The sequence below is a fragment of the Massilia sp. MS-15 genome, from assembly GCF_020176695.1.
Classification (GTDB): Bacteria; Pseudomonadota; Gammaproteobacteria; order Burkholderiales; family Burkholderiaceae_D; genus Telluria; species Telluria hydrophila.
The window spans coordinates 1-19,101 of sequence record NZ_JAIWIA010000005.1 but is presented as its reverse complement, the minus strand read 5'-3'; the positions used below and the strand labels follow the sequence as shown (position 1 = coordinate 19,101).

The following is a 19,101-nucleotide window of genomic DNA, read 5'->3' as shown; positions in this document are numbered from 1 at the left end:
CCGGCTCCTCAGCCAAGGCTGCGCGCGTGGTCGAGCGCGTCTTCCAGCCGGTCGTCGCCCCAGAACATCTCGCCCGCCACCATGAAGGTCGGGGCGCCGAAGATGCCCAGCCGGCGCGCCTCGGCCGTCTGGGCGCGCAGCGCGTCCCGGGCCTGTTCCTGCCGGGCCTGGAACAGGATGGCCGACGGATCGGCGACCAGTCCGGCGAGCGCCGCCAGCACGCAGTCGTCGTTGTCGATGGCGGCGTCCTGCGCCCAGTTGCGCAGCATGACGCGGCGACAGAACTCGCCCATCCACGGCTGAGCGCTGCCCAGCAGCGCCACCCGCATCGGCAGCACTGCCCGGCGCGGAAAGTCCGATGGCCGCCTGAACGGCAGCCGGTACCTGGCCGCGCGCCGCGCCATGTCGCGCCAGACGTACTCGCCCTTTTCCTTCTGGTCGACGAAGGGCGAGCTTTGCCAGCCGAGTTCGCGCAGGATGGGGCCGAGCAGGAAGGGCTTCCAGTGCAGCGGCACCTGGGCGCGGCGCGCCTCTTCTTCGATGCGCATCAGCGCCAGGTAGCTGTAGTTGCTGCCGAACTCGAACCAGAATTCGATGGGCGCCGGCATGCCGGACCTCAGGCGATGTGCATGAAGCGCAGCGGGTTGACGTTCCACTTCTCGGGCGACTCGTGGCGCACGATCTTGTCGCCGCCGCCGAAGCCGAGCGGCTTGGACAGGTCGAGGCTCTGCGGCTTGATGTAGGACTGGTTGCGGGTGCTGAAGAACACATTGACCTTCGGCGTGAGCAGGCTGGTCTCGTGCGGTTCGGTCACCACCCCCAGGCGTCCCGATTCGAGCAGCACCAGGGTGCCGACCGGGTAGATGCCGACACAGCGCATGAATTCCTGGGCCAGCGTGGGGCTGAAGTGGAACTTGCTCCACTCGTAGATCTTGCGCAGCGCTTCCGCCGCCGACATGCCCTTGTGATAGCAGCGGTCGGACGTGATGGCATCGTAGACGTCGACGATCGCCGCCATCTGCGCCAGCTCGCTGATGCCGCCCTCGGCCAGGCGGTCCGGATAGCCGCTGCCATCGCGCCGCTCGTGGTGGTGCAGCGTGATGTCGAGCGGAATGCTGCCGATTTCCGGGGTCTTCGACAGGATGTCGTAGCCATCGCGCGGATGGCGCTTGATGATCTCGAACTCCTCGTCGGTCAGGCGGCCCTGCTTGTTCAGTACCGCATCGGGCACCAGGGCCTTGCCGGTATCGTGCAGCAGGCCGCCCAGGCCGGCCTGGTAGATCGTCTCCGCATCCATGTTGCGTGAACGGCAGAAGGCCACCAGCAGCGCGCACACGCTAACCGAATGCAGGAAGGTGTAGTCGTCCTTGTTCTTGATGCGCAACAGCCCCAGCAGCGCGCCGGAAGTGCGCAGGATGGATTCGGTGATGCTCTCGACCACCGGACCGACCCGTTCGATCTCGACTGCCTTGCCAAGGCGGGCGTCGGCCATCACGGTGCGCACCAGGCCGGCGGCCTGCTTGCGGATGTTGGCGGCGCGTGCCAGTTCCTCGCCCAGCGAGACGCGCGTCACCACCAGCGGCCGGGCAGCGATCGCCGTGACTTCCGCCTCGGTTGCGGCTTCGGCCTGGGCCAGGGTCGGCGCATCGTCCACGTCCAGTCCCTTGCCGCAGTCGATGACGACGCCGTGGATGCGGGCATTGCGGATTTTGAGGATTTCCTCGTCAGAGCTCAACAGGAAGCGGTTGCGTACGAAGGGGTGTTCCATCCAGCCGCAATCGAGGTCATGGATGAACATCCCAACCTTCAGTTGTGAGGCATCCACCTTTTTTAACATGTCGTTCTCTGCTCTGTAATAATGTCGGGGCGCCGGGTCGCATTGCAGTATAACAACTTCAATACGCCGAACGGCTAATTTGTTGCCCACAGGATACACCCAAAAAGATGGAGCTTCGTCAATTCCGCTATTTCGTCGCCATTGTCGACCACGGTTCGCTGTCACGCGCCGCTGTGGTCCTGCATGTGGCGCAGCCGGCATTGACGCAGCAGCTGCGCCAGCTGGAGGAAGAGCTGGGCGCGCAGCTGCTGCACCGTTCAGCGCACGGCGTGGTCAGCACTGACGCCGGCAAGATCTTCTATGAGCACGCCCAGGCCATCCTCAAGCAGGTGGCCGATGCGCGCTCGGCGGTGGTCCAGTCCACCACCCGGCCATCGGGCAGCGTCTCGCTGGGCCTGCCGCATAGTATCTCGGGCGCGCTGGCGCTGCCGCTGCTGGAGGCCACCCGCGCCAGGTATCCGGAGATCACCCTGCAACTGACCGAGGAAATCTCGGGCAGCCTCACCGAACAGCTCAAGTCGGGCCGCCTGAACCTGGCGGTGCTGTTCGACCCGGTCCCGGCCGGGCACTTCACGGCCACGCCGCTGGTCGAGGAAGACCTGATGTTCATCTGCCGCGCAGGCTCCAGCCTGGCCCCGGCGAGTCCCCGCCTCGGCTTGCAGGACGCGCTGGCCAGCACCTTGATCCTGCCGGCGCGCCAGCATGGCGTGCGGCCGCTGGTGGAGCAGGCCGCGCAGGGCGCCGGACTGGCGCTCGGCGCCATCCTCGAGATCAACTCGCTGGCGATCCTGCGTTCGGCCCTGCTGGCCGACCTCGGCGCCACGCTGCTGCCGGTGGCCCCCCTGCTGGCCGACATCGAACGCGGTGCCATGGCCGCCTGGCCGGTGGTCGAGCCGGCGCTGACGCGAAGGGTGACCCTGTGCGCGTCGCGTAACATCCCCTTGACGAATGCGGCGGCGGCGATCGGCAGGCTGGTACGCGAAGTGACGGAAGACCTGTGCGCTCACGGCGCCTGGCCGGGAGCACGCTTGATCGCTTGAGCGCATGACGGCCATCAGTTTTTCTTATACCCCCATCCGCATTCCCTATTGGCCCCCGCTGGCCTAAATCCCTACACTCCACGCGGTCAAAAAGCGCCCTCGCCTACCCGGCTGGCGGCGCCATAGCACGAACCACATAATGGAGACCCCCATGCCAGATACCGTCACGCCACAAGCGGCGACGCCGGACGTTTCGTCCCGCCCCGTTTCTTCAGCCTTGAATTCGGTCACCCTCGACGACAAGTACACCGCCAGGACCGGCAACATTTTCCTGTCCGGCATCCAGGCCCTGGTGCGCCTGCCGATGATCCAGCGCGAGCGCGACGCCGCCGCCGGCCTGAACACCGCCGGCTTCGTGTCCGGCTACCGCGGTTCGCCGCTCGGCGGCCTCGACGAGACCCTGTGGAAGGCCAAGGGCCACCTTGAAGCGAACAAGGTGCAGTTCGTCCCGGGCGTGAACGAAGACCTGGCCGCGACCGCCGTCTGGGGCACCCAGACCGTCGACCTGATCGGCCCGGCCAAGTATGACGGCGTATTCGCCATGTGGTACGGCAAGGGCCCGGGCGTGGACCGCTGCGGCGACGTCTTCAAGCACATGAACCATGCCGGAACCAGCAAGCACGGTGGCGTGCTGCTGGTGGCCGGCGACGACCACGGCGCCTATTCGTCGACCCTGCCGCACCAGTCCGACCATATCTTTTCAAGCTGCATGATCCCGGTGCTCTACCCCTGCAACGTGCAGGAATACCTGGACCTGGGCGTGCACGGCTGGGCCATGTCGCGCTACTCCGGCTGCGCGGTGGCCTTCAAGGCCCTGGCCGACACGGTCGAATCGAGTGCCTCGGTCGATGCCAACCCTTTCCGCGTCGAAGTCAGGTATCCGAAGGACTTCGTGATGCCGGAAGGCGGGCTGAATACGAAACTGTCGTCCGTTCCGCTGGGCCAGCAGGCGCGCGCCCAGGAAGCGCTGATGCAGGACTACAAGATCTACGCGGCGCTGGCCTACGCGCGTGAGAACAAGCTCAATCGGACCACCATCGACAGCCCGAACGCAAAACTCGGCATCATCGCCTCCGGCAAATCCTACCTGGACGTGCTGGAAGCGCTGGAAGAACTGGGCATCGACGAAGCCATGGCCGGGCAGGTCGGCCTGCGCCTGTACAAGGTGGCGATGATCTGGCCGCTCGAACCGGAAGGCGTGCGCGAATTCGCGCAGGGGCTGGAAGAGATCCTGGTGGTCGAAGAAAAGCGCCAGGTCGTCGAGTACCAGTTGAAGGAACAGCTGTACAACTGGCGCGACGACGTGCGCCCGCACATCGTCGGCAAGTTCGACGACAAGGGCGAATGGGTGGCGCCGCGCGGCGACTGGCTGCTGCCGCCGAAAGCCGACTTCTCGGTGGCGCAGGTGGCGCGCGTGATCGCCGGCCGCATCGCGCGCCTGGTCCAGGACGAAGCGACGCGTGACCTGATCAAGGCGCGTTTGAGCTTCCTCGAAGCCAAGGACGCCGTGCTTGCCAAGGCGGTCACCACGCCGTTCCGCCCAGCGTTTTACTGCTCCGGCTGCCCGCACAACACCTCGACCAAGGTGCCGGACGGCTCCTTCGCGCTGGCCGGCATCGGCTGCCACGTGATGGCGACCTCGATCTACCCCGAGATGAACAAGCTGACCACCCACATGGGCGGCGAAGGCACGCCCTGGATCGGCCAGGCCGCGTTCTCCAAGGTGCCACACGTGTTCCAGAACCTCGGCGACGGCACCTACTTCCACTCGGGCTACCTGGCGATCCGCGCGGCGGTGGCGGCCAAGGTGAACATCACCTACAAGATTCTTTACAACGACGCGGTGGCGATGACCGGCGGCCAGCCGGTGGACGGCCAGACCTCGGTGCCGATGATCGCCCAGCAGATGGCGGCCGAGGGCGTGAAACGCATCGCGCTCGTCACCGAAGACCTGTCGCGCTACGCCGACCGCTCCAACCTGCCGGCCATGGTCACCCTGCACGACCGCAAGCAGATGGACGACGTCCAGCGCGAACTGCGCGAACTGCCGGGCGTCACGGTCATCATCTACGACCAGACCTGCGCCGCCGAGAAGCGCCGCCGCAGGAAAAAAGGCGAGTTCCCCGACCCGAACCAGCGCATGGTGATCAACGAAGCCGTGTGCGAAGGCTGCGGCGACTGCGGTATCCAGTCGAACTGCGTTTCGATCCTGCCGAAGGAAACGGAATTCGGCCGCAAGCGCCAGATCGACCAGTCCTCGTGCAACAAGGATTACTCGTGCGCGAAAGGCTTCTGCCCGAGTTTCGTGACCGTCGAAGGCGGTACGCTCAAGAAGAGCAAGGCCGGCGTGTCGAAACAAGGCGCCGATGACGGCTGGGGCCTGCTTCCCGAGCCGACGCTGCCGAGCGTCGAGCATCCGTACAACATCCTGATCAACGGCATCGGCGGCACCGGCGTGATCACGGTCGGCGCGTTGATGGGCATGGCCGCCCACCTGGAAGGCAAGGGCGCCTCGGTGCTGGACATGACCGGCATGAGCCAGAAGAACGGTTCCGTCACCTCGCACGTGAAGATCGCCGCCACCCCGGACCGCCTGCGCGCGCAGCGCATCGCCACCGGCGAAGCGGACCTGATCCTGGGCTGCGACATTCTCACCACCGGCGCCGCCGATGCGGTCTCCAAGATGCGTCCGGGCCGCACCCTGGCCATCGTCAACCTGCACGAGCAGCCGACCGGCACCTTTGCGCAGCAGCGCGACTGGGAATTCCCGCTTGGGGACGTGCGCGCGCTGATCCTGGAAGCCGTGGGCGGCGAGTCGGGTGCCGATTTCGTCGACGCCACCAGGCTGGCCACCGCGCTGATGGGCGACTCGATCGCTACAAATCTGTTCCTGATGGGGTACGCCTGGCAGAAGGGCCGCATCCCGCTGTCGGAAGCCGCCCTGCTGCGCGCGATCGAGCTGAACGGCGTGGCCGTCGCCTCCAACAAGATGAGCTTCCTGTGGGGCCGCCGCGCCGCCGTCGACGTCAAGCGCGTCGAGAAGCAGGCCACGCCAGGCCAGACCGTCGTGATCCAGATGCCGCAAAGCCTGGACAGCGTGATCAAGAAGCGTATCGAGCACCTGACCGGCTACCAGGACGCCGCCTATGCGGCCGTCTATGAAGACCTGGTGAAACGCGTGCGCGAGCGTGAGACCGCGAAGGGCCTGGGCAACAAGCTGTCGATGGCGGTGGCGAAGAACTATGCCAAGCTGATGGCCTACAAGGACGAGTACGAAGTGGCGCGCCTGTACACCGACGGCCGCTTCGTCGAGCAGCTCAAGACCCAGTTCGAAGGCGACTTCTCCCTGAAATTCAACCTGGCGCCGCCGATGTTCGCGAAAAAGGACGCCAAGGGCCACATGGTCAAGGCGCAGTATGGCTCGTGGATGTTCGGCGCCTTCAGGCTGCTGGCGAAGATGAAGGGCCTGCGTGGCGGTGCCTTCGACATCTTCGGCAAGACCGCCGAGCGCAAGATGGAGCGCGCCCTGATCGTGGAATACCGCGAGATGGTCGAAGCCCTGGTCGCGCAGCTGGATGCGGCCAACCATGCGCAGGCGGTCGAACTGGCCGCGCTGCCGGAACAGATCCGGGGCTTCGGCCACGTGAAGGAAAAGGCCGTGGCCGAGTTCCGTGCACGCAAGGCTGAACTGCTGTCCGGCAACATCAAGCGCCGCGCCGCGTGAGTCGCAGGGTGGGCAGGTTTCCTGCCCACGCGTCCAGTCAGTGCATGTGTTGATTGAACGCGTGGGCGGTCAAGCCGCCTACCCTACAAACCCCACCGTGCCTGGCTTGACGTTAACGTTAACGTCATATACCGTACCGAGATACCTCCTGTCCTCCCGATTCCCAAGGACCCACATCCATGAACGACATCACCCTCGCCACGAAACTCGACCTGCCGGAGCAGCCGAAGCTGGCCAACAAGGTGCGCTTCGTCACCGCCGCCTCGCTGTTCGACGGCCATGACGCCTCGATCAACATCATGCGCCGCATCCTGCAGTCGAACGGCGCCGAAGTGATCCACCTCGGCCACAACCGCTCGGTCGACGAAGTCGTCACCGCGGCCCTTTCCGAAGACGTGCAGGGCATCGCCATCTCGAGCTACCAGGGCGGCCACGTCGAATACTTCAAGTACATGATCGACCTGCTGCGCCAGCGCGGCGGCGCCCACATCAAGGTATTCGGCGGCGGCGGCGGCGTGATCGTCCCGAGCGAGATCGAGGAACTGCACGCCTACGGCGTCACCCGCATCTTCAGCCCGGAAGACGGCCAGCGCATGGGCCTGGTCGGCATGATCCGCTCGATGCTGGAAAGCTGCGACGTCGATTTGTCTTCCTACGCCCCCACCTCGATTGAGGCATTGCAACAGGGCGACATCGTTGCGCGCCACCGTCCGCTGGCCCAGCTGATCACGGCGCTGGAAAACGGCAAGGCCGACGACGCCCTGCGCAGGCAGATCATGGAAGCGGCCGACGGCGTCAAGGCGCCGGTCCTCGGCATCACCGGCACCGGCGGCGCGGGCAAGTCCTCGCTGACCGATGAACTGATCCGCCGCATCCGCCTCGACCAGGGCGACCGCCTCAACATCGCCGTCATCTCGATCGACCCGTCGCGCCGCAAGTCGGGCGGCGCCCTGCTGGGCGACCGTATCCGCATGAACGCGATCAACCCGTGGAACCACCAGGGAGAAATGCGGGCGCGCGTGTTCATGCGCTCGCTCGCCACCCGCGAAGCCGGTTCGGAGATTTCGCAAGCCCTTCCCAGCGTGATCGCCGCCTGCAAGGTGGCCGGTTTCGACCTCGTGATCGTGGAAACGTCGGGCATCGGCCAGGGCGACGCCGCCATCGTGCCGCACGTCGACACCTCGATGTATGTGATGACCCCGGAATTCGGCGCCGCCTCGCAGCTCGAGAAGATCGACATGCTCGACTTCGCCGACTTCATCGCCATCAATAAATTCGACCGCAAGGGCGCCCAGGACGCGCTGCGCGACGTCTCCAAACAGTACCAGCGCAACCGCGAACTGTGGAGCCGCCAGCCCGACGAGATGCCGGTGTACGGCACCCAGGCTTCGCGCTTCAATGACGACGGCGTCACCGCCCTGTACCACGGCCTGCTGCCGAAGCTGGCCGAGCTGGGCCTGCAGGTCGCGCCAAGCAGGCTCGCTGCCCCGTCGCAGAAGTACTCGAGCGGCAAGAACGTGATCGTTCCGCCGGCACGCGCCCGCTACCTGGCCGAGATCGCCGACACCGTGCGCGGCTACCACCGCAACGTGAAGAAGCAGGTGCAGCTCGCCCGCGAGCGCCAGCAGCTGAGCGAGACCAAACGCATGCTGGCCGCCGCCAACCGCGACGTGGTCTTGGACGACCTGATCACCGAGCGTGACAACGCCATGGAAGGCGGCGCGAAAAAACTGCTGGCCATGTGGCCGGACATGCAGGCCGCCTATGCGGGCGACGACTACGTCGTGAAAATCCGCGACAAGGAAATCCGCACCCGGCTGGTCTCGAGGACCCTGTCGGGCAACCCGATCCGCAAGGTGGCGCTGCCCAAGTTCGAGGACCACGGCGAAGTCCTGCGCTTCCTGATGCTGGAAAACGTGCCGGGCTCCTTCCCCTACACCGCCGGCGTGTTCGCTTTCAAACGCGAAGGCGAAGACCCGACCCGCATGTTCGCCGGCGAAGGCGACGCCTTCCGCACCAACAAGCGCTTCAAGCTCGTGTCGACCGGCATGGACGCCAAGCGCCTGTCGACCGCCTTCGACTCGGTGACCCTGTACGGCGCCGATCCGGCGCTGCGCCCGGACATCTACGGCAAGGTGGGTAATTCCGGCGTGTCGATCGCGACCCTGGACGACATGAAGGTGCTGTACGACGGTTTCGATTTGTGCAGCCCGTCGACCTCGGTCTCGATGACGATCAACGGCCCGGCCCCGACCATCCTGGCGATGTTCATGAACACCGCCATCGACCAGCAGATCGACAAGTTCGTGCTTGATAACGGTCGCCAGCCGACCGACGACGAAGCGCAGAAGATCAAGGACTGGGTCCTGATGAACGTGCGTGGCACCGTGCAGGCCGACATCCTGAAGGAAGACCAGGGCCAGAACACCTGCATCTTCAGCACCGAGTTCTCGCTGAAGGTGATGGGCGACATCCAGGAATATTTCGTCCACCACCAGGTGCGCAATTTCTATTCCGTGTCGATCTCGGGCTACCACATCGCCGAAGCGGGCGCGAACCCGATCTCGCAGCTGGCGTTTACCCTGTCGAACGGTTTCACCTTTGTCGAAGCCTACCTGGCGCGCGGCATGCACATCGACGACTTCGCCCCGAACCTGTCCTTCTTCTTCTCGAACGGCATGGACCCGGAATACACGGTGCTGGGCCGCGTGGCGCGCCGTATCTGGGCCGTCGCCATGCGCGACAAGTACGGCGCCAACGAGCGCAGCCAGAAGCTGAAGTACCACATCCAGACCTCGGGCCGCTCGCTGCACGCGCAGGAGATCGACTTCAACGACATCCGCACCACGCTGCAGGCGCTGATCGCGATCTACGACAACTGCAACTCGCTGCACACCAACGCCTACGACGAAGCGATCACCACGCCGACCGACGAATCGGTGCGCCGCGCGCTGGCGATCCAGCTGATCATCAACCGCGAATGGGGCCTGGCGAAGAACGAAAACCCGAACCAGGGCGCGTTCATCATCGACGAACTGACCGACCTGGTCGAAGAGCAGGTGATGCAGGAGTTCGAGCGCATCGCCGAGCGCGGCGGCGTGCTGGGCGCGATGGAAACCGGCTACCAGCGCGGCAAGATCCAGGAAGAGTCGATGCTGTACGAGCACAAGAAGCACGACGGCACCCTGCCGATCATCGGCGTGAACACCTTCCGCAACCCGAACGGCGCTGGTGCCCCGGCGACGATCGAACTGGCCCGCTCGACCGACGACGAAAAGCAGTCGCAGCTGACCCGCCTGGAAGACTTCCACACGCGTCATGCCGACCGGGCCCCGGCCGCGCTGGCTGCCTTGCAGCAGGCGGCGATCGACAACGAGAACGTGTTCGCCAGGCTGATGGACGCCGTGCGTGTCTGCTCGCTGGGCCAGATCACGACCGCGCTGTTCGAGGTCGGCGGGCAGTATCGCCGCAATATGTAAGTCCAGCGCCGCCCGCGTCCATTCATTGCGCGGGCGGCGTGGTTTTTCCCGGGACCGGGTTCCTGCGCTTGCCCTGTCCAATCCCGTGGCCATCCTGTGCATCGCTGCCCTAGAATAAGGGCGCCGATGCCCATGGAGTCCATGCATGCCCATCCAGCCCCACCAACTTACCGCCCTGATGCGGGAAGTCGAGCAGGAAGACCCGATCGACTTCGCCGACCTGCCCTTCCCTGAAGATGCGCTGCGCGAGCTGGTCGCTACCCACCTGTGCGAAATGGCGGGCGCCATGGAAAACTTCAGTACCGAAGACCGGTTGATGACCCTGCTGGCCGTCTCGGCCAAACTGGTCCTCGAGAATCTGGTGCTGCATGTGCAGCTGCTGCGGCGCCACGGCTTGCCGGTCGGCGACAACGTCGAAGCCCTGCTCAGCCGCCTGCGCAAATCCTGATCCCGCTGCCTGGTGGCTGCAAATCGCCGCCAACAGCTGTTATCTTTCCCCAAATCAACACTTTGCATGCTTCCGCTCGCACAATAGCAACAGAGAAAAGCAATTTGCGCGTACGGTTCAGCAGAGGGGGTTTCCAGCGTATCCCTTAGAGTATTATTAACAGTGGGGCAACTTCGCTTGCACCCAAAATTAATCTATACGCAAGCGCCTTCATCAAAGGGAAAGACAATGCCGGTTACTCTAACCAAGAAACAACTTGCTGTTGCCATCGTTTCCAGTGCCATCCTGCTCAGTGCAGGCATGGCCGGCTGCAGCCGCTCGCAGAGTGCGGAAGAACTGATTGCGGAAGCACAGCAATATGAAAAAAAAGGCGACCGCAAAGCAGCACTGATCCAGCTCAAGAACGCCGTCGCCCAGAACCCGGATAACGCCGAGGCGCGCCTGCGACTGGGCACCCTGCATCTGGCGCTCGGTGACGCACTTTCCGCGGACAAGGAGCTCCGCAAGGCGCTCAGTCTCGGTGCCGCTGCCGACAAGACCCTGCCAAAGCTGGCCCAGTCGATGATGATGCAAGCGAAATTCCAGGAACTCATCGACGAAATCACGCCCGAGAAAGCCAAGGGCTCGGCCGAACTGCTGTCCCGCCGCGGCGATGCCTTCCTCGGCCTGGGCGAACGCGACAAGGCCAAGGAAGCCTATGAAGCCGCGCTGGCGATCAACCAGAATTCCGGCGACGCCCTGGTCGGCATGGCGCGCCATGCGATTCTCAGCAATGACCTGGCTGGCGCCGAACGCCTGATGGACGAAGCGTCCACCCGCGATCCGAACAATGCGGAAGTGTGGATGATGAAGGGCAATATGTTGCGCAGCGTCGGCAAGCCGAAGGAAGCCCTGGCCGCCTATGACAAGACACTGGCGATCAATCCCGGCCATCGCAGCGCCCATGTTGAAAAAGCCTATATCCACATCGGCGACAAGAATCTTGCCGCCGCCAAGACCGAACTCGACGCTGCCAAGAAAAACTGGGGTGGCGACCTGAACGTCACCTATGCCCAGGCCTTGCTCAACTACACGGAAGGCAAGCATGGCGATGCGCGGGACCTGTTGCAGAAGATCCTGAAGGTCGCTCCCGGACACCTGCCGAGTCTGCTGTTGGCAGGCGCGGTCGAAATGAACCTGGGCGGCAACAAGCAGGCCGAACAGCACCTGCGCAAGTACCTGGAAGCGGCGCCGAACAATATCTATGCCCGCAAGCTGCTGGCCCAGGTGCTGCTGAAGTCGAACCAGCCGGACGATGCAGCCGCCGTGCTGGCGCCCGCGATGAAGGATACCAAGGACCCGCAACTGCTGGCGCTGACGGGCCAGTCCTACCTGCAGTCGCGCGACTTCGCCAAGGCCTCGGCCTACCTGGAGCAGGCCAGTGCGCTGGCCCCGGGCGCGGCCAGCATCCGCACCTCGCTCGGCCTGTCGCAAATGGCCCAGGGCAACATGGACAAGGCGATCGGCGAGCTGGAACAGGCCGCCACGCTCGATCCGAAATCCGCCGATGCCGGCTTTGCCCTGGTCCAGGCGGAAATGCGTCGCGGCCAGTTCGACAAGGCGCTGGCCGCCGTCCAGTCGCTCGAGAAAGCCCAGCCGAACAACCCGGCCGTGCAGAACGTGAAGGGTGGCGTCTACCTCGGCAAGAAGGACATCAAGAACGCACGCGCCAGCTTCGAAAAGGCCGTGGCGCTGAACCCGACCTTCTTCCCCGCCGTGGCGAACCTCGCGCGACTCGACCTGGCAGAGAAGAATCCTGCCGCGGCAAAGAAGCGCTTCGAGGCCATGCTGGCGAAGGACAAGAAGAACATCGATGCGATGAGCGCGCTGGCGGCGCTGGAACTGCAGGCTGGCCGTCCGCAAGGCGCGACCACCTGGCTGGAAAAAGCGCAGTCGGAGAATCCGGAAGCCGTCGGCCCGGCCGCCAACCTCGGCGTGCACTACCTGCGTAACAAGCAGGCCGACAAGGCCCTCGCCCTGGCGCGCAAGATGATCGCCGTGAATCCATCCAGCCCGGAATTGCTGGACCTGATGGGCCAGGCGCAGATTGCCACCAAGGACTATACCGGCGCCCGTGAATCCTACGGCAAACTGGCTGCCGTGTTGCCGAAGTCGCCCATGGTGCAGATGCGCCTGGCCGCGGCCAACATGCTGACCAAAAATGATGCAGCCGCGAGTGAAAACCTGAAACGCGCGCTGGCGCTCGATCCGAAGTTCGTGCAGGCGCGCCTGGCCCAGGTCGAACTGGCGATGCGTGCCGGTAAACCGGACGAAGCCATGGCGCTTGCCCGTCAGCTGCAGAAGGATGAGCCGAAATCGCATCTCGGCTTCCAGATGGAGGCGGAAATACTGCTGGCCCAGAAGAAGACGGAGCCGGCCCTGGCGGCCTATGAAAAAGCCTATGCCCTGAGCAAGGCACCGGTGCACCTGATCAAGATCAGCGAAATCCTGAAGCAGAGCGGCAAGGAAGCAGAAGCCCAGGCGCGCCTGGCGAAGTACCATGCGGCCAACCCGAACGACCAGATGGTCGGCATGCTCGTCGCGGACAGCTACCTCGCCAAGCGCCAGTTCAAGCAGGCCATCGGCAGCCTGGAAGGCATGCTCAAGGCCAGCCCCGACAATGCCGCCGCGCTCAACAACCTGGCCTGGGCCTACCAGCAGGAAAAGGATGCGCGCGCCCTGCCGACCGCCGAGCGGGCTTACAAGCTGGCGAGCGACAATCCGGCCGTCATGGATACGCTGGGCTGGATCCTGGTGGAGAAGGGAGAAACCGCGCGCGGCGTGGAGTTGCTGCGCAAGGCGATCGCCAGCGCGCCGGATGCACAGGACATCCGCTTCCACCTGGCGGCCGGGCTGGCCAAGGCTGGCGACAAGGCGAATGCGCGCAAGGAGCTTGAAAAGAGCCTCGCTTCGGGCAAGCCTTTCGCCTCCATGGAAGAAGCCAAGGCCTTGATGGGCCAGCTGTAAGTCTTGTGGCGGCGGCCTTGGCCGCCGCCTTCCCGCCACGGCTGCCCTGGTAGCTGACCATGACCACTGTTACCCAACAAGACTACGACCCCATGCCAGCTGGTTTCTTCACACGGCTTGCCGCGCAATTGCAGGGCAAGCGGGATGTGCTGATTCCCTATTTCTACTTTCAGAAGGTATTGAAGGGAAATATGGAATCCGAGGTACTCAGGCAGATCTACAAATTACGGTATGACGTGTATTGCCTAGAGCGACATTATCTCGATGCAACTGAATTCGTGGATGGACAGGAAACGGACGCCTATGACGACTGCGCCACCCATTTTGCCGCCTACACCCTCGACAAGGACATGATCGGCACGGTGCGCCTGGTCCAGCCGCACCCTGGTCAGCCCTATCCCTTCGAGACGCACTGCGCGCCTTTCCCGGGGTTTGACTATCCTCCCCGGGACCATGCCGCCGAAATCTCGCGCCTGGTGGTCAAGAAGACCTACCGGCGGCGTCGTGGTGACTCGATGGAGGGTATTTCGAAGGACTTCGTGGAAAAAGGCAGCACGAAGACGATCAAGCCGCGTTCAACCGTGCGGCGCGACAAGCGCGGCAATAGTCCGCTATTATTGCTCGGCATGTACCGTGAGATGTACCGCCACAGCCGCCAGAACGGTATCCGCTACTGGTATGCCGCGATGGAAAGGTCCTTGGCACGCTCGCTCGACAAGATGGGGTTCAGGTTTGTACCGATCGGACCGCAGGTCGATTACTACGGTCCAGTCACTCCCCACATGGCGGACCTCGATGAATTGCTCGAGCGTTTACGATTAGAAAACAAGTTCCTTGCAGCCTGGTTCAACGACGAACCGATTCCATTCTGGATCATGGCCAAGACCATGGTCGCCAGCTATGTGGAGGGCCGCTTCAGGAAAAAATAACGGGGTCCAACACTGGACGAAATTACTGATGGACAATGGAAAAGCACGCGTCGATCCAGACGCCTTCCTGTCCCGCGTAGAGTTCGGGGCACACCAGGAAACAGTCGACCACGTCAACCGCAAGATCTTCCGGGCCTACCGCGGCGGCAACAGCAGTGCCGTGCCGGGTGATATCTTCAGGCTGAGGCACCAGGTATATTGCCTGGAGTGCGCCTTTCTTCAGCCCGAACAGTCCGTGGACGGCATGGAGTTCGACGACTACGACGACGTCTCCACCCACTTCGCCGCCTTTACCATGGATGAAAAGCTGGTCGGTGCCGTGCGCCTGGTCCAGCCGCAGGCACCCAAGCCCTACCCTTTCGAACTGCACTGCGAAGTCTTCAGCGATTTCGACATGCCCGACCGTGGGCAGTCGGCCGAGATTTCGCGCCTGGTGGTCAAGAAGACCCACCGGCGCCGGCGTGCCGACAGCGTGCTGGGCATTCCCGGCCTCATGGGCCACAGCGAAGCGCCGCCCCCCTTCGACCCGGCGGTCGACCGGCGCGACCGCAGCTCACCGATGCTGCTGCTGGGGATGTACCGTGAAATGTTCCGGCACAGCCAGTCGCACGGCATCCGCTTCTGGTACGCCGCAATGGAACGCTCGCTCGCGCACGCCCTGAAGAAAATGGGTTTCCGCTTCATGGCGATCGGCCCGGAAGCGAATTACTATGGTGCGGTCACGCCCTACGTGCTCGACCTGCATGACCTGAGCCGCAAGCTCAATCAGAGCAACCCGACCCTGGCAGCCTGGTTCAACGAGAAGCCGCCCGTGGTCGAACACAGCCACCCGTCCCGCCTGCATGTAGTGCGCAAGCGGGAACTGGGCAAGGTACCGGTCGATCTCAACTAGCGATATTGACCATCTTCGTCACGTGATTGCGGAAGCTGTGGATCACCATCTGCGGCGCCGCCGGCACCTCCATTCCCGCCAGCATGTCGTGCATCATCGCCATTGCCAGTGCCGCCACCGAGAAGCTGCCGACGGCGATCTGTGAGGCCGGGCAGGCGGTGCCGTCTTCCATGATCGTCAGGGCCTTGGCCACCTCTTCCATGACCTGGCGGTCCAGGTGGGCGCCGATACGCCCCATCACACGCTGGAACACTGCCGTATAGCTGAGATTGCCTTCAGCGGCGGCCGCTTCCACGTCGCGTTGCAGGATGGCCGGCAAGGAATTGCCGCCACCCGGCGGGAAATACATCACGCCTGCGCCAAAACCGATGTTCATGGCCGTGAAAATGGGCTTGCCCTGGGCAGCCGCATTGCCATGCAGGGCCAGCACCGCCTCCAGGTCCACGAAATCGATGGTGTCGAAGATCAGGTCGACGCTGCCGACCAGGCTGGCGGCATTGTCCTTGTCGAGCATGGCGACATGGGTCTCCACCATCGCCTCCGGGTTGATGCGCAGGATCTGCTTCTTGAGCGCCTCCACCTTCGGCTTGCCGATGTCGTCGAAATCGAAGAACTGCCGGTTCAGATTGTGGGCATCGACAGTATCGCCATCGATGAGCACGAAATGCTGGAAGCCGGTACGGGCAGCGCAGATCGCCGTGCTACTGCCCAGCCCGCAACCGGCCAACAGGAGACGTGCGTTGCTTACTTTGTTTTGGGTGTCGGCGGCAATATAGCCCTTGTTTCGCGTAACAAACGTGTCGTAATTGAAAGTGGTCATTGGCAAGTCTCGGTCGGTGAACGTGCAGGTATCGTAGTGCAATTTCCCTTGAAACGCGATGCTTGTGTGCGCTATCTCACTGTCGGTAAGCCTTACATGTTGAAGATATGAAAGACACAATTTCAATATTGCTAATGAGAATGTGAAATAAGATCAATAACTTAGCGCTCTTCCTCTAGAGCTGGCACGACTCCTGCTATAGACCTAGGTGTCGGAGTCCTGTCAACAACTTGTGAGGAATGATCAAATGAACATGAAGAAAATCTCGGGAATCGTCGCTGGTGTCGCCCTGGCCGCAGGCCTGTCCGCTCCAGCCAGCGCAGTGACCCTGGTTGCCGGTGACCTGAAAATCACCATCAACGCCTTTGACGCCGGCACCATTCGCTACGGCGACACCAGTGGCGTGAAGTGCACCAGCGTCGCTGCCTGCAACGCCGTGCCCGGCATCGAGCAGGCGCCGAACAGCCAGCCTGGCGAAGATACCTGGGGTATTTTCTCGGTCCAAAGTATCAGCCGCGTGTCCGATGGCAGCCTGATCTTTACCGCCGGCCAGAACGGTGAGTACATGACCGGCATGTTCGGCGGCATCCGCGATACCTATGTCGAAGTCACCGGCTCCCTCACGCCGCAGACCCTGGCGCTGGGCACCGGCGGCTGGCTGAACATGTACCTGACCGGCCAGAACTACAACAGCTCCTTCGGTCCGGGCGGCCGCATCGGCGATCAAGGCTACCAGGGCATTACCAATGTTGGCGGCACCCTGGCCCTGTCGGCCGTGTTTGGCCAGGGCGTGCTGGGTGGCTTCCCTGAGTACACCTATACCACTTCCTACGCCAACAACACCATTTCCGGCGGCAGCCAGGCTTACCTGGACGTGACCGGTGGCTCGTGGGCCCGCATGTTCGACACCAACATGCAGTTTGACCCGAACAACATGGCACACGACATGTTCCTGAAGGTCACCTACGGCCAGACCGGCCAATCGGCAGCCGCCGGCTGGACCGTTGACGCCAGCGGCGACGTGATGGCCAAGGTGCCGGAACCTGGTTCGCTGGCCCTGCTGGGCCTGGGCTTCGCCGGCCTGGCTGGCCTGCGCCGCCGCCGCGCTGCCAAGTAAGCGACCGCAGCCTTCCGCCCGGTGCGGAAGGCAGGTCACCGGCAAATGGCCGGTACCCGCAAGGGTACCGGCCATTTGTCTTTATGCGCGCTTGCCGCAGGCTGCCGTTTCGGACCACTCGGACCAAACAGAAAACGGCTGGCCAGGCATCCACGAAGATGCCCGGTCCAGCCGCTTGCTATGCTCAGTAAAAAAGCTTAGCGCTTAGAAAAAACTCTCTGGAATCACCAAGACGTCGCCAGGACGCATGGACAGGTTGGCGGAGATGTCGCCATCCTTGATCAGGTCGTCGAGGCGCACCTGCATCTTCTGCTGCTTGCCGTCCACCGTCCGGATGATGCTGGCGCGATTGCCGGCTGCGAATTCGGTCACGCCGCCCACGGCAATCAGCACATCCATCAAGGACATGTCTTTACGGTAGGGCAGCGCCTGCGGACGTGCCGCCTGTCCGATGACCCGGATCTGCTCGCTGTAGTTGCCGACAAAATTCGACACCACGACAGTCACCACTGGCTGCTGGATGAATTTGGCGAGCGCGGCTTCGATATCGCGCGCCAGCTGGGTCGAGGTCTTGCCCGCAGCCGGCAGGTCTTCGACCAGCGGCGTGGTGATCTTGCCATCGGGGCGCACCGGTACCGCCATCGACACTTCCGGATTACGCCATACGATGATGTTGATGCTGTCGCCCGGTCCGATCAGGTATTCCGGATTGACGGCCGCCGTGTCGACGACCGGCGAAGGTGGGGTAGCGCAGCCGCCTAGTGCGAACAGGCAACCGACGGCGACAGCCTGGGCTGTCCGCTTGATCTTGTGCATGGTTTTCGAGCTCACTTCAAAGTCCCCTGGTTTTAGCTGGCGGCGGCCCGTTTTCCGGCCACTGCTGGCTACTACATTATCGAGCCTATCTTTATATCATAGCACTTCGGCAACCTCGTGCACCGTTGAAATACTATGGGCTTCTTTGCAACAGACTACGCACATAACGCACCGGAATCGCATAGGTGATCCCGCTCGGATTGCTGACGGCGCTCTCCTTCAATCCCTTGAGGAAGACCATATTGATGACGCCAACCACCGCCCCATCCTCCGGCCGATACAGGGGGCTGCCGCTGTTACCCGGGTAGGCGGTGCCGTCCAGCTGGAAGATGCCGAAGGCATCGCGCTGGAGTTGGTTGATGGCGCGCGGATCGAGCTGGCGCGAACTGGCCGATGGGCGCACGGCCGGGGCGATCGCCGCGAGTGTGGCGCGGTGGGTCGCGGCGTGCAGGCCCAGGCGCATGCCAAGCGGGTAGCCGGTGAAGGCAAGCAGCTGGCCCTCGGCTACCGTATCGTCCTCGTCGAGTGCGAGGGCCGGCAATGGCGGTCCGGCCAGGCGCAGATGCGCCAGGTCGTGTTCGCGGTCCAGCCCAGCCAGGCGTGCGGGACGGAAGGTGAAGCTCTCGGGTCCGGTGCTGACGACGATCCCGATCTGCTCCATGCGCGCGGCGTCGAGCCGTTCCGGGATGACATGGGCATTCGTGATCACGCTCAAGCCATCCCCAACGACAAAACCAGTACCAACGAACACCGTCGCAGGTTGCCGCGTCTTGAGGTGCGTCCCAACTCCGACGACCGAAGGCTTGATACGGCTCACACTTCCTGGCAGGGGGTCGGATGTCGCCGCGGTTGCGCTGCCCGCACATGCTAATGTGATGAAAGTGATGCATGTCAGGCGGACCACACAGGCCCATGAGGGCCGCTTCAAGCTGATTTGATGAACATCCAATTGTGTGGCCTCTTTTGCATCTTCAACATTAAAATAGGAATTTG

The 19,101-nt window shown here is 63.4% G+C and carries 13 protein-coding genes; 8 read left to right on the top strand and 5 right to left on the bottom strand.

The features are described from left to right. Window positions 1-8: 8 nt before the first annotated feature. Window positions 9-608, bottom strand: coding sequence for a 2-hydroxychromene-2-carboxylate isomerase (locus tag LCI23_RS02925; RefSeq protein ID WP_224943788.1), 600 nt, complete (start codon window positions 606-608; stop codon window positions 9-11). An 8-nt stretch (window positions 609-616) separates the two neighbouring features. Next, window positions 617-1,837, bottom strand: a complete 1,221-nt coding sequence (locus tag LCI23_RS02920) for an HD-GYP domain-containing protein (protein WP_224943785.1) — start codon at window positions 1,835-1,837, stop codon at window positions 617-619. 107 nt (window positions 1,838-1,944) lie between these two features. Between LCI23_RS02920 and LCI23_RS02915 the strand changes: the two genes are divergently transcribed. The 7 genes from LCI23_RS02915 (at window position 1,945) to LCI23_RS02885 (ending at window position 15,355) form a co-directional block, all read left to right on the top strand. Continuing rightward, a complete protein-coding gene (locus tag LCI23_RS02915) occupies window positions 1,945-2,877 on the top strand; it encodes a LysR substrate-binding domain-containing protein (RefSeq protein WP_224943783.1) in 933 nt (310 codons plus the stop codon). Between the two features lie 151 nt (window positions 2,878-3,028). Further along, window positions 3,029-6,601 carry an indolepyruvate ferredoxin oxidoreductase family protein gene (locus LCI23_RS02910; protein ID WP_224943781.1) on the top strand — a complete coding sequence of 1,191 codons (3,573 nt, stop codon included), beginning with the start codon at window positions 3,029-3,031 and terminating at the stop codon, window positions 6,599-6,601. 179 nt (window positions 6,602-6,780) lie between these two features. Next, on the top strand, window positions 6,781-10,080 hold the full coding sequence (gene icmF, locus LCI23_RS02905; protein ID WP_224943779.1) for a fused isobutyryl-CoA mutase/GTPase IcmF: 3,300 nt from the start codon (window positions 6,781-6,783) through the stop codon (window positions 10,078-10,080). Window positions 10,081-10,225: 145 nt separating this feature from the next. After that, the gene (locus tag LCI23_RS02900; RefSeq protein WP_224943777.1) at window positions 10,226-10,528 is read left to right on the top strand and encodes a hypothetical protein; all 303 of its coding nucleotides are present in this window, start codon (window positions 10,226-10,228) and stop codon (window positions 10,526-10,528) included. Between the two features lie 228 nt (window positions 10,529-10,756). Continuing rightward, entirely contained in the window at window positions 10,757-13,534 is a 2,778-nt protein-coding gene (gene prsT / locus LCI23_RS02895; protein WP_224943774.1) for an XrtA/PEP-CTERM system TPR-repeat protein PrsT, read from the top strand. 59 nt (window positions 13,535-13,593) lie between these two features. Then, complete coding sequence (locus LCI23_RS02890; RefSeq protein ID WP_224943771.1) at window positions 13,594-14,463, top strand: PEP-CTERM/exosortase system-associated acyltransferase; 870 nt, start codon at window positions 13,594-13,596, stop codon at window positions 14,461-14,463. A 28-nt stretch (window positions 14,464-14,491) separates the two neighbouring features. Further along, entirely contained in the window at window positions 14,492-15,355 is an 864-nt protein-coding gene (locus LCI23_RS02885; RefSeq protein ID WP_224943768.1) for a PEP-CTERM/exosortase system-associated acyltransferase, read from the top strand. On the opposite strand, the gene LCI23_RS02880 is transcribed toward LCI23_RS02885, so the two are convergent. Next, on the bottom strand, window positions 15,348-16,217 hold the full coding sequence (locus LCI23_RS02880; RefSeq protein WP_224943766.1) for a ThiF family adenylyltransferase: 870 nt from the start codon (window positions 16,215-16,217) through the stop codon (window positions 15,348-15,350). The two genes, LCI23_RS02885 and LCI23_RS02880, sit on opposite strands and share 8 nt — an antisense overlap. Window positions 16,218-16,422: 205 nt before the next feature. Here LCI23_RS02880 and LCI23_RS02875 point away from each other — a divergent pair, with 205 nt between their 5' ends. Next, window positions 16,423-17,292 carry a PEP-CTERM sorting domain-containing protein gene (locus tag LCI23_RS02875; protein ID WP_224943763.1) on the top strand — a complete coding sequence of 290 codons (870 nt, stop codon included), beginning with the start codon at window positions 16,423-16,425 and terminating at the stop codon, window positions 17,290-17,292. 204 nt (window positions 17,293-17,496) lie between these two features. Here LCI23_RS02875 and LCI23_RS02870 read toward each other — a convergent pair whose 3' ends face one another. Continuing rightward, window positions 17,497-18,108 (bottom strand): XrtA/PEP-CTERM system exopolysaccharide export protein, encoded by a 612-nt coding sequence (locus LCI23_RS02870; protein ID WP_224943760.1) that lies wholly within the window; start codon window positions 18,106-18,108, stop codon window positions 17,497-17,499. Between the two features lie 133 nt (window positions 18,109-18,241). Then, window positions 18,242-18,925: a serine protease gene (locus LCI23_RS02865; protein ID WP_374041138.1), complete on the bottom strand. Its 684-nt coding sequence runs from the start codon at window positions 18,923-18,925 to the stop codon at window positions 18,242-18,244. Window positions 18,926-19,101: the final 176 nt, after the last annotated feature.